Raw genomic sequence first — 14,015 nt, 5'->3', positions numbered from 1 at the left:
AAGAAGCCGTTAACCTGTTTTTATACCCAATGTGACACATCTAAAAAGGAGTTCTGGGAATTGCGAGGCAACTGTCGCACAACGTAATTCACTATTCCTCACTCAATATGAAAGCACCAGCATAAGTCATACAATTTGAAAACTGATCGTTTTTTCTTACTCTACCTTCAGTGTAGAGGTGCCTTAGTGGTGTTATTATGTTCAATAACTTATCAATATCTCAACGCTTGCTTTTCCCTAGCCTTTTAATTTCTCTGCTTATTTTGCTTGGCAGCTTTATCGGTACCAGACAAATCGAGCAACAGAACCGAATAACCGGGTATATTTTCGCAACAATCAGCCCGGCTCTACTTCGTCATGAAGATGGAAACAAAGATATATTTCAGGCAATGGATGCCATGAAAAGCTATGTTTTGGCCTCTTCAGATAAGCAGAGAAAAAAAGCTAAAGAAGATTACGATAGCAATATTTATAAATCAGCTCCTCGTATTGCCTTCGCCAAAGAAGCCGCAGGGATCCCTGGAACCTCTATCTCAATTGATGCTATAGAGGTGGCCGTTCGTAATATTGAGCAATTAAAACAAGAGATGGACGTTATCATGAACACTCCTCATGAACTGTCCGAAAATATATACAAACAAAGAATTGATAAAATCAATAAGACTCTAGACACCACAATTTCTTCGGCAAAAGTAGTTCACAAAGAGTTATTAGACTCAGAGCAGATACTACTAACGCAGTCAGCCACTGAGTCAACTCAATCTTATTATTACATCCTGATAATTGGCCTCTTAACCGCTTTCATCGTTATTCTAACCGCCGTCTGTACAGCTCGCTACTTCAGTCAACGTATAAAGCTACTTAGTAATCAAGTAATTGATCTAACAAAAGGTAATGGAGACCTAACTGTTCGTCTTGCCGTCACCAATAACGATGAACTGGGCCAACTTTGCCATAATTTCGATTATTTTATTGACTCACTTCACCACACTTTAAAAAATGTTGTAGATGAAAGCAAACAAGTTTCAGAAAACCTTATTGAACTACAGCACCAAGCACATCAGACTAATTCCTTAATGACGGTTCAGCAAAATGAAACTCAAAATGTGTTGTTATCCGTTCATGAATTTGCCAACTCTGCCCAAGATGTCACAACCCAGGCTAATAATGCCCAAAGATATTCAGAACAGGCCCAAACACAAACAAATATTGGTAATGATGCAATTAATATGACTTTCAATGCAATTACCAAACTTGAGCTGGATATTAGCGAATCATCCTCAATGGTCAGGCAATTAGAAAGTGACATTTCCGATATAACTCATGTTATTGATGTTATTCGCACCATTGCCGAACAAACCAATTTATTAGCGCTGAATGCTGCGATTGAATCAGCTCGGGCTGGAGAACATGGCCGCGGATTTGCGGTTGTTGCTGATGAAGTTCGAAGCCTGGCTTCTAAAACGCAGACAAGCACTCGCGAAATAGAATCGATGCTTCACAACCTGCAACAGTCGGCTTCACAAGCAGTAGATAAAATGACGGCCAGCCAGTCTTCATCAGAAATAACACTCAGTGAAGCCCATAAAACAAAAGAAGCCTTTCAACACCTAGTGGCAGCGATAAAAAAAATCAAAGAAGGTAATGAACAAATAGCGACAGCTGCAAACCAACAACGTATCGTAAGTGATGAGATTAATACCAATACACAGCGTATTTCAGAAATGGCTCAAGGGTCTTTAGACCAGGCCATTGCTTCAACAAATACTGCCGACAACTCTCACAGGCAAATGCTAGTGATGAAAGAACATTTAGAACGTTTTAAAATCTAAACGACAATTGAACGTCATTAACTTGCTTTATTATAATACTTGGATTCAGCACCACACACACTGGAGACACTATGGCTAACGGACGCATTCTTCATACTATGCTGCGCGTAGGCGATCTCGATCGCTCTATTCAGTTTTATACCGATATCATGGGCATGCAACTACTTCGCAAGCGTGACAATGAGGCCTATAAATATACCCTGGCCTTTGTTGGCTATGGTGATGAATCAACAGGTGCCGTCATCGAGCTGACCTATAACTGGGGAACAACCGAATACGAAATGGGCGATGCTTTCGGCCATATCGCAATTGGTGTTGAAGACATTTATGCAACCTGTGATGCGATTAAAGCTTCGGGAGGCAACGTGAGCCGCGAACCAGGCCCGGTGAAAGGCGGAAGTACGCACATTGCATTCGTTACCGACCCGGATGGCTACAAAATCGAGTTAATTCAGCGCAGTTAAACACCGCTAATAGAAACAGCAAAGCCTGCTAGAACAGGCTTTGCATACGCATACCGTCACTACTCCACTTTACCGAAGTACTCTACGACAGTTGCGCGGTATTCATTGTCTTTATTAGGATCATTAAACTCTATTGAATAGAAAGGCATCACACTATCTTTCAGCTTCTCGGCAATTTGCAGCTCCAAATTTTCAATACTTACTGTACTGGTAACTTCATACGTATCGGCGCGATTAAGCTCCATTTCGTCTGCTTGCTCTAACGTAATCTGTTTTGCCGAAACCTCACTGGCTAATTGCTCTTTGACTCTTTCTGCATCACTGTCTATCACCGAGTCATCGGCAAATACCAAGCCAGAACCGAACATGAGTACCAACAAAAGCTTTTTCATAACTACCACCGCCCTTTCTTAGTATGTTTATCTCTATACCCATCTCAATTTAGCTCTTTCGGCAGTTACTTCAGCTCCAAAATTAAGAAAGAGGAAAGGCATCATAAAAAGCAAGGTTGATAATGATATTTATTCTCATTAATATACTAAAAAAACCAAGAGAGAACGGTCATGTCATTCAACTTTCCAGAACTACCTTATCCTTATAATGCACTCGAACCGTATATCGATGCCAAAACGATGGAAATCCATCATAGTCGCCATCACAAAACCTATTTTGATAAATTTATCACTGCGATTACTGGCACTGAGCTGGAACAACAATCTCTTCATGAGATTTTTGCTACGGTATCCCAACAATCTCACGCTGTCAGAAATCACGGCGGAGGCTTTTTCAACCACAACCTCTACTGGCAGTGCATGTCTCCCAATGGCGGCGGACAACCTGGCGGCCTACTTGCCGAAGCGATTAACTGTCACTTCGGCAGCTTTGAACATTTCAAAACAGCTTTCTCCGAGGCCGCTGCCAACCACTTTGGTTCTGGGTTCATCTGGCTTTGCGTCAACGATGGGCGGTTGGAAATATCTTCCACCAGCAACCAGGACAACCCGCTGATGGATGTTGTCGATAATTGCGGGGAGCCGATTCTGGCACTCGATGTCTGGGAGCATGCCTACTACATCAACTACCAGAACAAACGTCCGGAATACATCGACGCATGGTGGCATGTTGTTGACTGGCAGCAAATCGAACAACATTTTGTCGAGGCATTACAACAGCAGTAATCTAAGGAATAATCATGGATGTATCACGCTGGGAACGGCATACCTTGCTGGCCGCAGAAGCCGAAGAGAATAACAAGCCAATGATGTCAGTGATTCATTACCAACTGGCTTTGGCCGAATCACAGCAGCTAGAACCGATTCAGGGGACGCGCGAAGAGCTTGAGGACTTACTGACCATCAAAATCACCTCTTGTCATAATCTGGCCTCTTTTTGGCGAAAGGCTGGCGACAACGAGTATGAGCTTAAGTACTTACAGCTTGCCTCTGAGCAAGTAATGGCACTTATTCCTCAGTGTCCTCGCAAAGAATGTGATGCATTCATTGATACCCTTGGATGCTGTAAATCCGCTTTGATCTCATTCCTAAAGCGGCATCCTAACCCGGCGGTTGCCCGGCAGCTTGAGCATATCAATATCAGCAATCAATGCGAGCTGATCGCCAAGTTCCGTCTTCACTAAGACGGCTAAACTTGAATGACTTTATAGCCTGATAGGTACAATGAACTAGGATCAAAAAAGCGAGATACACTGAGTATCTCGCTTTGCTATATTAGGGACTTAGATTTCCGCTAGATCAGTGTCCGGCCAAGCGAAATCACTACCCGACGGTTTTGATTACGCCCGATTGGCGTTTCATTATCGGCAATAGGCCGACGCTTGCCGTAAGCCTCAACCTGGATCCGATCTTTCGGCAAACCCATTGCCATAAAATACTCTTCCAGCTTCTTGGCCCGTCGTTCAGACAGCGCCTGATTGACGTTCTTGCCACCTCGTGAATCGGTATAGGTCGCCACCAATACCAAATCAACATCATCACTATATCGGACAAAGTCACTGATCTGAGCCAGGCGCTTGCGCGAGGCTTTATTCAGCTCATCGCTATCATGATCATAATGGAGAACAGTAAAGGCGATATCATCGAAGCTATAGGGCAGCAAATTATCTATACACTGACTAAATTGCTGATAAGGAGCCTGGAACGATACAGCAGAGAGCCCGACTTCAATACGCTTATTCCTATGCTGCCAGTCCTGATAACTTAGCGTCGGATAACGCCCGCTCTCAAGTTCGGTCAGCATTGCCCAGGCCATTTGCCCACCAATATAGCCATCAAACTGTTTGAAGAAGGTAATTTTAGTGATCGGCTCAGCCGCATCCCCCGGCATCCAGCGCGGTGGCATCGAGACAAGGCTGACATCGCGTGTTTCCCCCATGGGGCGGCGCATCTTGAGTTCAAAATCCAGATTGATTTTTTTACTCGCTCGGGAGGTAAACTGAGCTTCACCGTAATTGGGTATCTTATGCAGCATACGACATTCCAGCGGGGTATCAACAGCGACCTTCCAGCTCGATTGCGCAGGCGTAGCGACATATTGCTTGCTTGCCATCACCGGGCTGCTTGCTGTCGCAACGGCTAGCAATGCGCCAGCCAAGCACAATGATATTGTTGTATTGCCCATATTCCTACCACCAGCTCAATCGTAATGCTGACTATTGTATCGGATCTGACGAAAAAATCTTTAGGTGCAGTTTCCCCACAATGAATTAAGGTTTAGCTCCCGGAGTGAATCTGACATAATGCGCTCTTCATTTTTATCAACCGCAGTGTTATGAGCCAAGATAACGAACTAAACACCCTTAAAAGTCGCTTTCGCGGCTACTTTCCCGTCGTCATTGATGTAGAGACTGCCGGCTTTAATGCCAAAACAGATGCCCTGCTCGAAATCTGTGCAGTCACCCTGCAGATGGACGAAGAAGGCTGGCTTAAGCCTGCTTCGACTATCCATTTTCACATAACACCATTTGAAGGTGCTGTGATCCATAAAGAGGCGCTGGAGTTTAACGGGATCCGGGATCCGTTCAGTCCGCTTCGTGGCGCGGTCTCTGAAGATGCTGCGCTAAAAGAGATCTACAAGCAGATCCGTAAAGAACAAAAAGCGGCAGGTTGCTCCCGTGCAATCATGGTTGCCCATAACGCCAACTTTGATCACAGTTTTGTAATGGCGGCTTCTGAGCGAGCCAAACTAAAACGCAATCCCTTCCACCCATTTGCCACCTTCGATACGGCAGCATTGAGCGGTTTGGCATTCGGCCAGACAGTATTGGCCAAAGCCTGTAGCACCGCCGGGATCCCGTTCGACAACAAGGAAGCTCACTCCGCGCTATATGATACAGAACGCACAGCAGAATTATTCTGTGAGATTGTTAACAAATGGAAGAAATTAGGTGGATGGCCACTTTTTGATTCTGCAGAAGAAAAAAGTGAAGAACCTCAAGCTTAAAGAACAACAAACTCATCGGACCACACTGGAAGCTATCTTTTCGGCATTTTAGAGTAATTACTCAATACGCTTGATTGATATTTTTTTGTGAGTCCGTTAACAAATGAAAGAATTAGGCAAACAGCGACTTTTTAAACCTCAAACAGAAAAAAATGAAGTGTCTTAAAAATTAAACACGCAAAACTCATCAGACCTCCTATGAGTCCAGCTGTGCTGGGCTTTTAGAAACATGTTTTCAAACACCCAATTTATTTAAAACATGTGTTTTAAACATAATTTAATAATATACCATTCAATTACTCATTTCTCACAAAAACAACGTGTTACAACGGCTTAACATTTATATTTTTCATCCTTATACTGCGTAATACTGTTTCATATTGTTTCAGATTGATTCTATGGAAGACTGGTCGCGCCTACGTAATCACCTCGTATCATAATGATGTGAAGCCACTATGCCTGAACAACATGCCTTGTTCTGAGCGCGTTAAGCATAGAGCCGGTGTTATCTGATTCTGCATGAAGCCGTATTTCATTAATTTGTTTTTCCTTCATGGAACGAAGAACAAGAAGCAAAGATCAGAGAGGCAAATATAATAATGTCCAGAAAAATAACACTCACTGCCGTAGCCGTAACCGCGGCATTAATGTCTGTCAATGTCAACGCAGCTGGCTTTCAGGTTAACGAACATTCTGCTTCTGGCTTAGGTAGGGCGTTCTCCGGCGAAGCCGCCGTAGCTGATAATGCATCGGTACTGGCCCGTAACCCTGCCGCAATGACCCTTTTCAAAACCGCTGAATTTTCAGGTGCGATCAGTATCGTCGACCCTGACATCGATGTTAAGGACAATGATTTCAATAAAGAAAACAATGATATAGGCCAAACCGCAAAAGATGTCGCACCTCTGGCTATAGTACCCGCAACTTACTATATTCATCCTCTCAATGATCGCTTTGCAGTCGGACTCGCTATATTTTCCAGCTATGGTGTTGCAACCGAGTATCCGGCAGATTTCAATGCTGGCTCTTCGGCTGGTGAAACATCCCTAATCACGCTGAACTTCAACCCCAATATTGCCTATCGGATCAATGAACACTTCAGCATCGGCGCTGGTGTCAGCCTTGTCTACGGCGACGCCGAGCTCACACGCTTTTTAGGGTCACAGGCTCAAGCAGTTAATGGCGGCAGCCCAAGTGACAAAACCATCAAAATGGAAGGCGATACTACTGGCTGGGGCTGGAATATCGGTGCGCTTTATGAAATCAATGATGATCACCGTTTCGGCCTGAGCTATCGCTCTCAGGTTGACCTAGATTTTGATGGTGACTTCACCGATTACCTCGGCGGTATTACAGGGACTCCAAATAATACCGTTCCCGGCTCACTCTCTGTTGTGCTACCTGCGATTGCTGAATTCTCCGGTTATCACGCTCTAAATAGCCAATGGGCCGTTCACTATGGTATTCAGTGGATACAATACAGTAAATTCGAAGAGCTACGTGGTACCGGCGATCAATGTACCCCTGGTTACGATAACCAAGCCGGGGTTTGCTTGCTGAAAGACGAGGATTACGACGATAACTCCCGCTACTCCATCGGGGCAACCTATATTCTCAACCCGACCTGGACCCTTCGCGCCGGTTTTGCCTTCGACGAGCAAGCCGGTAAATCAACCCTGAGTATCCCTGATACCGATCGTTACTGGTACTCGGCAGGTGCAACCTATACCTACAGTCCGAAGATGACATTTGATGTTGGCCTGACCTATCTCGACGGCAAAGAAGCCACCTTTACAGAGGATGATACCTCATTCACTTCTACCGGTGGTGCAATCATCAGCGCCGCGCAAATCAACTACAAATTTTAGGATTCGGTAGCCCACTCGGCTGCAACATGATTTGAAAGATAGGGATATAACATGAAAAAGAATATTTTAGCGGTACTGATTGCCTCTAGTATTAGCTTGGCTGGTTGTGGGAATGAAAGCGAAGTCGTCGGTAACCCAACCATTGATCCAATCATCGAAAGAAGCCTGAAAGCGGATACCAAGATCAAGTTTGACATTCTTTCCAACCCAAGTGCGCCTGTAGTAGTCAAACCGACCTACCTGGCGGTCGATAAAAACGATGGTACCTTAGCAACAGAAGGTTTAGCTGCAGACCCAACAAAATGGTCTGACCCACTTGTTACCATGGGTAAAACTGATGGCTGGAGCACCAACCAGCCGATAACAATTGAGTTTATTGGCAATAATTTAGATAGCACCACTGCTGCAGATGGATTCTACTTGCTAGAAACAGGCGATCCAACGTCCAATACTTATGCCAGCACCCAACCAGTACCACTGACTGAAGCTAACGGTGACTTCAAAGTCTTTGCCTCAGGAAAAACCTTGACGGTACTGCTGACCAAGCCACTTAAACCTGCGAGCCAATACCAATTTGCTATTACCTCTGATTTAAAAGATATCAACGGTAATGAAGTGGGTATGAGTAACAGCTACGCGGTATTGAAATCAACTACCCGACCACCGAGCGAAAAACTCGAACCAGCACAGCGCCTCGCCCATGCCAGTGAAGCAACGTTTGCAGCAACTGGGGTTGATAAGAACAAGATTATCTTTACCAACTGGTTTACGACCGCATCAGCAGGTGATGTTCTGTTCGCAGGAAAAGCCGCTTCAGCGCTAGCGTTGAAAAGTGGAGCCTCAACCGTCTGGCAGGGTTCTGCAATCGCTGACAATGTTGACCTATCGCAAATTTACGATATGGATCGCCCAACGTTCTTACAAAAAACTGTTGGTGGAAACAACGATATCTATACTGGTACCGTATACCTACCTTATTTCCTCGAAACAGCCGCAGACAAGTTTTCAACAACACCGTGGCAAAGTGGCATGCCAAGTTTGGCTGCTATTAAATACATACTGGAAGATGAAACAGCTAGCAGTGCTGACAAAGCCATTGTTATGCAGAAGCTGACAAGCTGGGGCATTACCTTGGATGACCTTGACAAGGTCAGTACTGATCCGGCCGTACAGCTCAAAGTTCTTCCGCTGCTAACTGGCAAAACAATCACTTTATCCGATGGCAGTCAGCTAGATAGCGAACGCCTAATTACGCGCTACAGCCCTGTACCTAAACTGAAATCCGTTCAGCCAGTTGAGTACACTCTGATCCTTCCTGCTGATGCAAGTTGCAAAGCCACTGGGAAGAACACTGTCAGCATATATCAACATGGGATCACTGCAAGTAGAGAAGAACTAAAAACCAGCTCATTGCCAGATACCATTATCGGCAGCGCCTGTAACGCTATCTTCGCCATAGACTTGCCGTTGCATGGTACACGAGGCGTAACACTTCCAGTCGTTGGTTATACTACAGCATCAACCAAGCCTGAGATCTTCTTAAACCTTGAAACATTACCTGTCGGACGGGACAACCTGCGCCAAAGTGTCATGGACCAGATCAACCTACGTGTTGCTATCGGCCAGAAGTTACTGACGATTAGCAAAGGAGACGCTGGTACAATTGATGAACTTGGATGGCTAAACCCAGCGAATGGAGTTAGCTTTATCGGCCACTCTCTTGGTGCAATGACTGGGGTTGCATTAGGTAACGTAGCCAACCGTCCACTAGGAACATCTGCTGCAGACCAACAAAGCGATGCACTGTTCTTTAATATCAATAAACTTGCTCTAGCCAACCCAGGAGCAGGTATTCCTTACCTACTAATGGAATCGACAGAGTACGGTAACTTTGTAAAAGGCACCCTGCTAGCTGGCTCCAGTGCTAAATTCAAAGCTAATTGTGATGCTCAGACTTTAAATTACAAAACCTGCTATACCGGTTATGAAGCGAGCCTGCTTGGCAATGGTGACCCAACTTCCATAGCAACTTTAACTGAGATATACAAAAACTTCAGTAACTTTGCCTATGCCGCACAGACAATTCTGGATACTGTTGATCCACTCAACCATGCACCACAGATAAGCAGCGGGCTACCTGTCTACTTATCAATGGTGAAAGATGACAGCACAATCCCGACACAGCTTACGTTCAGAAGTACTGTCACTGGTACAAGTATCGCTAAGCCTTATTCGGTATTTGGTGGTACCTTGCCGTTGGTTGACGAAGGCCTGCTAAATTTAACTGTCACCGACAGCAATGTCGCATCTCTAGTCAAGCATGTTACTTACTTCACTGCCGGAGACCATAGCAGTCAGAAGAAAGACAGAAACGCTGCTAGCCCAGATGCAGCTACAGGCGAAATGCAAGATCACATCGCCAACTTGGTCAATGGGGATGGCAATAGCCTTACAGTACCGAATGCAGGTACTGTACTTTCAGCAACCTTGCCAGATCCTTCTACGAAGCAATATGGCTTTTAACTTTCTGCAATACACAAAAAGGCTAGCCTCGCGGCTAGCCTTTCTTTTATCAGTATTCTTCTGCTTATACTGTAACTGAATTACAAATCATCAGTATGTTCAGACAGGTATTTCGCCACCCCTTGTGGTGACGCATCCATACCCTCTTTGCCTTTCTCCCACTGTGCCGGGCACACTTCGCCGTTTTGCTCGTGGAACTGCAGAGCATCTACCATTCGTAGCATCTCGTCGATATTACGTCCCAGCGGCAAGTCATTCACTACCTGGTGACGAACGATACCTTCCTTGTCTATCAGGAACGAGCCGCGGAAAGCAACACCGGCTTCAGGGTGTTCAACATCATAAGCCTGACAAATTTCGTGCTTGGTATCGGCAACCAGCGGGTACTTAACCTGCCCAATGCCGCCATCTTCAACGGCTGTATTACGCCATGCGTTATGAGAAAACTGAGAATCAATCGACACCCCGATCACTTCCACTCCCTTGGCCTGAAAGTCAGCAAAGCGCTTATCAAAAGCGATCAGCTCCGAAGGACAAACAAAAGTGAAGTCCAGAGGATAGAAGAAAAGCACCGCTGCTTTTCCCTGGGTATGCTGTTTCAAATTAAACTGTTCGACAATCTCGCCATTTCCAAGCACTGCCGCAGCAGTAAAATCAGGGGCAGGACGACCTACTAGTACACTCATAACAAACTCCATTTAGTGAATACCTTGCCGGGTTATTGACAGCAAGGCATTGCGTTCGAAAATTAGCGCTAACATATTGTTATCGCTAACGGTTATACATAGCGTTCATTGCAGAATCAGTATAGTCACGGCTTTATGGCAAGGCTGAGACATTCAGCAAAAAAAATAAAATACCCTACCGACATCAAATTTTTCTCGACATGTCGTTAAATTTCAGGAAACTGGATGTTTTTGAGCGAAACAGCCAAAAATAATAATAAACTTTACACATATGCCATAACACAACGGATGGATCTTAGTTTTATGAACCCAGTAGTTATATCGGTATGCGTCATGCTTGTCCTTGCATTAATGCGGGTCAATGTTGTCGTCGCGCTTACCTTCAGTGCCATATTAGGTGGCCTTATCGGCGGGATGCCGCTGGCAGAAACCGTTTCTGCCTTTGAAGGCGGACTAGGTGGCGGTGCCACTACCGCCCTGAGCTATGCCATGCTCGGTACGTTTGCTGTTGCGATTTCACGCTCAGGCATCACAGATGTACTGGCGCAGAAAGTTATCAAGCGAATCAGCGGCCATGAAAATGCAGCAGCTGCAACAGGTGTGAAATACTCCGTTCTTACCATTTTAGTGCTTCTAGCCATCTCTTCTCAGAACGCCATTCCGGTTCATATCGCGTTTATTCCGATTGTGATCCCGCCCCTGCTGCATGTATTTGCCAAGCTGAAGCTTGACCGCCGTCTGATCGCCTGTGTGCTGACCTTCGGTCTGGTTACGCCATATATGGTATTGCCTGTCGGCTTTGGGGGTATATTCCTCAACAACATTTTGCTTAAAAACTTGCATGACAATGGTCTAGATGTCACTGCTGGCCAAGTACCTTATGCGATGTTGCTACCGGCACTGGGCATGATTTTCGGTCTGCTTGTGGCTACGTTCTTCAGCTACCGTAAACCTCGCGAGTACTCTGAGGAAAAAATCCTGGCCAGCGAGCCAGAGCACGCTGAAATCAACATGCAGCATGTCTACATTGCCGTTGGTGCTATTGTTGCTGCACTGGGTGCTCAGCTATACAGCGGCTCTATGATTATTGGTGGCCTGATTGGTTTCATGGTGTTCACATTTGGTGGCGTGATCAAGTGGAAAGAAACCCACGATGTGTTCACCAAGGGTGTACACATGATGGCGATGATTGGCTTTATCATGATCGCTGCTGCCGGCTTTGCCTCGGTAATGAAAGCAACCGGCGGTGTTGAAACTCTGGTTAGTTCTTTGGCCGACGTGATTGGTGATAACAAACCGCTGGCTGCGCTTCTGATGCTGGTTGTCGGCCTGCTGGTGACCATGGGTATTGGTTCGTCATTCTCTACCATCCCAATTCTGGCAACTATCTATGTCCCGCTGTGTCTGACTTTTGGTTTCTCGCCACTAGCAACCGTTGCCCTAGTCGGTACTGCTGCCGCTCTGGGTGATGCGGGTTCACCAGCCTCTGACTCGACGCTAGGCCCAACAGCAGGTCTGAATGCCGACGGTCAGCATGAACACGTCTGGGAAACCGTTGTTCCGACCTTCATCCACTACAACCTACCACTGATTGGCTTCGGCTGGTTAGCATCGATGATCCTGTAGAACAACAAATCGATACGAAATACAATAATAAAAGACCGCGAAAGCGGTCTTTTTCGTTGTTTCGCCCTAATTACATTCACTTCTGTTAATTATCTCAAAACATAGCCAATAATTTTCATATGTGATTTTTCTAAACTATAGTTGATTCATACGGATACGTGTTTTTTCGTGATGGGGCTCTATATGGAAATACTTGCTCAATCAACCTATTTGATCATTGACGACAGCAACATTATTCAGAGTGCTACCCGTGCATTGCTTATGAAGCTCGGAGTACCAATGAATAATATAATTAGTACGGCCAGCGCCAAAGGTGCCATTGCTGCCTGCAACAAACAGAAGTTCGACATTCTGCTCATCGACCATAACCTCGGGACAGGAAGCACCGGATTGCACCTGCTTGAGTTTTTGCGTTACAAGGAGATGCTCAAGCAACAGGCACTGGTTTATATTGTGACCGGCAACGACAGCCAAGATGTATTTCTCGGCTACTCTCAGCTTGAACCCGATGGTTATCTGATCAAACCCATACGCTCAGAAGACATTATCAAGCGTGTGTCGTCCGGGCTATTAAGGCGCGAATTCTGCCAAACTCTCGAGCAGGCATTCAACAGAAACGGGCTGACAGACGTCAAACCGCTGTTTGCCGGTGCGCCGGATACGATGGCGTTAAAGAATGGCATTCTTCATATCGTCAACCTGCTGTGTAAAAACCAGCAATATGACGAAGCGCAGGCAATGCTTTCCGGATTACTGCAACTGCACAACCACCTACCGGCTAAAATCAAGCAAGTCGAAATATTATTACGCAAGCAGCAGCACCAGCAGGCACTTCAACAAGTCAACACCCTGATCAAAGAAAATAAATTCAATGTTCGCCTGCTATATCTCAAAACGGAAATCTGTATCGAGGCAAACCAATGGCCGGAAGCCGAAGATACCATCCAGCGAGCGTTGAAGTTAAACAACAGCAGCATTGAACAAACACTGAATATTACCTGGCTGCATATTGCCAGCGGGCATTTCGACAAAGCAATACCGCACCTGCTGCATGTTGCCCATCTGTTGCCTTATTCGATGTGGGACAACTCGGGCCGCCGTGGTTTGGCTGTCTATGCCGACATGTTCAATACAGAGTTAGAGCCACTGCAAAACTGGCGAACTGATGCCACCTGGTACCGGCTAAGCAAGGGAAACGAAAGTCAGTTATCTTCTAAAGCAACCCTCAAGGCGCTGCAGGCACTGCGGCAGAATCGATTAGGCAATACGGAGCTGGCAGCTGAGCTATTAGGCCAAATCCCCGATCAGGATATTACTGATTTCGAAACTGGCTTTTTAATATGTCTTGGTTATCGTGAACTTGGGCTCAATGAACAGCTTAACCAAATGAAGCTCAAACTGGATGAACTGAACATACATACCACGACAACGCCTGCACTCTCGCGACTTCAGTTTTTGGCCTTGAAGGAGATGGGGAATGTTAATGCCCCTTCAATGACTGTAACTGGTTAACGAGGCCGGTTAACAACAACGACGTTGGAAGGGATGATTGCCATA

12 protein-coding genes are annotated in these 14,015 nt (G+C 45.6%); 9 read left to right on the top strand and 3 right to left on the bottom strand.

The window, feature by feature from the left end; all coding sequences use genetic code 11:
• Positions 1 to 197: 197 nt before the first annotated feature.
• Together L4D19_RS15175 and gloA are read left to right on the top strand one after the other, a co-directional pair.
• On the top strand, positions 198 to 1,832 hold the full coding sequence (locus L4D19_RS15175) for a methyl-accepting chemotaxis protein (protein ID WP_428453137.1): 1,635 nt from the start codon (positions 198 to 200) through the stop codon (positions 1,830 to 1,832).
• A 71-nt stretch (positions 1,833 to 1,903) separates the two neighbouring features.
• Positions 1,904 to 2,296: a lactoylglutathione lyase gene (gloA, locus tag L4D19_RS15170; protein WP_239413363.1), complete on the top strand. Its 393-nt coding sequence runs from the start codon at positions 1,904 to 1,906 to the stop codon at positions 2,294 to 2,296.
• Between the two features lie 59 nt (positions 2,297 to 2,355).
• On the opposite strand, the gene L4D19_RS15165 is transcribed toward gloA, so the two are convergent.
• Positions 2,356 to 2,688 carry a hypothetical protein gene (locus tag L4D19_RS15165; RefSeq protein ID WP_428453136.1) on the bottom strand — a complete coding sequence of 111 codons (333 nt, stop codon included), beginning with the start codon at positions 2,686 to 2,688 and terminating at the stop codon, positions 2,356 to 2,358.
• 171 nt (positions 2,689 to 2,859) lie between these two features.
• Between L4D19_RS15165 and L4D19_RS15160 the strand changes: the two genes are divergently transcribed.
• Positions 2,860 to 3,474: a superoxide dismutase gene (locus tag L4D19_RS15160; protein WP_428453135.1), complete on the top strand. Its 615-nt coding sequence runs from the start codon at positions 2,860 to 2,862 to the stop codon at positions 3,472 to 3,474.
• 14 nt (positions 3,475 to 3,488) lie between these two features.
• Entirely contained in the window at positions 3,489 to 3,932 is a 444-nt protein-coding gene (locus L4D19_RS15155; protein WP_428453134.1) for a DUF2753 domain-containing protein, read from the top strand.
• A gap of 110 nt (positions 3,933 to 4,042) precedes the next feature.
• On the opposite strand, the gene motY is transcribed toward L4D19_RS15155, so the two are convergent.
• Positions 4,043 to 4,933 carry a flagellar protein MotY gene (motY, locus tag L4D19_RS15150; RefSeq protein ID WP_428453133.1) on the bottom strand — a complete coding sequence of 297 codons (891 nt, stop codon included), beginning with the start codon at positions 4,931 to 4,933 and terminating at the stop codon, positions 4,043 to 4,045.
• Between the two features lie 150 nt (positions 4,934 to 5,083).
• Between motY and rnt the strand changes: the two genes are divergently transcribed.
• The 3 genes from rnt (at position 5,084) to L4D19_RS15135 (ending at position 10,146) form a co-directional block, all read left to right on the top strand.
• Positions 5,084 to 5,755 carry a ribonuclease T gene (gene rnt, locus L4D19_RS15145; protein ID WP_239413607.1) on the top strand — a complete coding sequence of 224 codons (672 nt, stop codon included), beginning with the start codon at positions 5,084 to 5,086 and terminating at the stop codon, positions 5,753 to 5,755.
• Between the two features lie 599 nt (positions 5,756 to 6,354).
• Entirely contained in the window at positions 6,355 to 7,623 is a 1,269-nt protein-coding gene (locus L4D19_RS15140) for an outer membrane protein transport protein (protein ID WP_428453132.1), read from the top strand.
• A gap of 51 nt (positions 7,624 to 7,674) precedes the next feature.
• Positions 7,675 to 10,146: a VolA/Pla-1 family phospholipase gene (locus L4D19_RS15135; RefSeq protein ID WP_428453131.1), complete on the top strand. Its 2,472-nt coding sequence runs from the start codon at positions 7,675 to 7,677 to the stop codon at positions 10,144 to 10,146.
• Positions 10,147 to 10,226: 80 nt separating this feature from the next.
• On the opposite strand, the gene L4D19_RS15130 is transcribed toward L4D19_RS15135, so the two are convergent.
• On the bottom strand, positions 10,227 to 10,832 hold the full coding sequence (locus L4D19_RS15130; protein ID WP_428453130.1) for a peroxiredoxin C: 606 nt from the start codon (positions 10,830 to 10,832) through the stop codon (positions 10,227 to 10,229).
• A 303-nt stretch (positions 10,833 to 11,135) separates the two neighbouring features.
• Between L4D19_RS15130 and L4D19_RS15125 the strand changes: the two genes are divergently transcribed.
• Together L4D19_RS15125 and L4D19_RS15120 are read left to right on the top strand one after the other, a co-directional pair.
• Entirely contained in the window at positions 11,136 to 12,458 is a 1,323-nt protein-coding gene (locus tag L4D19_RS15125; protein ID WP_428453129.1) for a Na+/H+ antiporter family protein, read from the top strand.
• A gap of 183 nt (positions 12,459 to 12,641) precedes the next feature.
• Entirely contained in the window at positions 12,642 to 13,970 is a 1,329-nt protein-coding gene (locus L4D19_RS15120) for a response regulator (protein ID WP_428453128.1), read from the top strand.
• Positions 13,971 to 14,015 lie beyond the last annotated feature (45 nt).

This window comes from Photobacterium kasasachensis (assembly GCF_050336885.1).
Lineage (GTDB): Bacteria > Pseudomonadota > Gammaproteobacteria > Enterobacterales > Vibrionaceae > Photobacterium > Photobacterium kasasachensis.
The sequence above is the reverse complement of the archived record's forward strand: the minus strand, read 5'-3'. Positions and strand labels throughout refer to the sequence as shown.

Bases quoted from the DNA above. Each gene is read 5' to 3' on its own strand.
- L4D19_RS15175 (WP_428453137.1), top strand. From the start codon at position 198: ATGTTCAATAACTTATCAATATCTCAACGCTTGCTTTTCCCTAGCCTT.
- gloA (WP_239413363.1), top strand. From the start codon at position 1,904: ATGGCTAACGGACGCATTCTTCATACTATGCTGCGCGTAGGCGATCTC.
- L4D19_RS15165 (WP_428453136.1), bottom strand. From the start codon at position 2,688: ATGAAAAAGCTTTTGTTGGTACTCATGTTCGGTTCTGGCTTGGTATTT.
- L4D19_RS15160 (WP_428453135.1), top strand. From the start codon at position 2,860: ATGTCATTCAACTTTCCAGAACTACCTTATCCTTATAATGCACTCGAA.
- L4D19_RS15155 (WP_428453134.1), top strand. From the start codon at position 3,489: ATGGATGTATCACGCTGGGAACGGCATACCTTGCTGGCCGCAGAAGCC.
- motY (WP_428453133.1), bottom strand. From the start codon at position 4,933: ATGGGCAATACAACAATATCATTGTGCTTGGCTGGCGCATTGCTAGCC.
- rnt (WP_239413607.1), top strand. From the start codon at position 5,084: ATGAGCCAAGATAACGAACTAAACACCCTTAAAAGTCGCTTTCGCGGC.
- L4D19_RS15140 (WP_428453132.1), top strand. From the start codon at position 6,355: ATGTCCAGAAAAATAACACTCACTGCCGTAGCCGTAACCGCGGCATTA.
- L4D19_RS15135 (WP_428453131.1), top strand. From the start codon at position 7,675: ATGAAAAAGAATATTTTAGCGGTACTGATTGCCTCTAGTATTAGCTTG.
- L4D19_RS15130 (WP_428453130.1), bottom strand. From the start codon at position 10,832: ATGAGTGTACTAGTAGGTCGTCCTGCCCCTGATTTTACTGCTGCGGCA.
- L4D19_RS15125 (WP_428453129.1), top strand. From the start codon at position 11,136: ATGAACCCAGTAGTTATATCGGTATGCGTCATGCTTGTCCTTGCATTA.
- L4D19_RS15120 (WP_428453128.1), top strand. From the start codon at position 12,642: ATGGAAATACTTGCTCAATCAACCTATTTGATCATTGACGACAGCAAC.